Source organism: Amycolatopsis sp. SID8362 (assembly GCF_010550475.1).
Taxonomy (GTDB): Bacteria; Actinomycetota; Actinomycetes; order Mycobacteriales; family Pseudonocardiaceae; genus Amycolatopsis; species Amycolatopsis eburnea.
In genome coordinates this window covers 1-212 of record NZ_JAAGNB010000233.1, presented here as the reverse complement: position 1 = coordinate 212, position 212 = coordinate 1, and the positions used below count along the sequence as shown (strand labels likewise).

Below are 212 nucleotides of genomic sequence, written 5' to 3'. Positions count from 1 at the left end.
GGCGGGCACGCCCGCCCGCGCGTCGACCTGGCCGGCGCCGCCGTCGACGTGCAGCGCGGACTGGAGCGCGTCGCTGTAGACCCAGTGGCCGGCCTGGACGTACTCCAGGTCCGACGGCATCGGCGCCCGGCCGGCGACGGCCACCCCGATCAGCGCGAGGCACCCGGCGACCAGGAACGCGAGCACCAGCCGGGTGCGCGCGGCGGCGCCGA

At 79.2% G+C, this 212-nt stretch carries 1 pseudogene; it reads right to left on the bottom strand.

Annotation, left to right across the window (positions count from 1 at the left end):
• Nucleotides 1-212, bottom strand: a pseudogene (locus tag G3I65_RS07645) (fibronectin type III domain-containing protein); the annotation flags it as partial.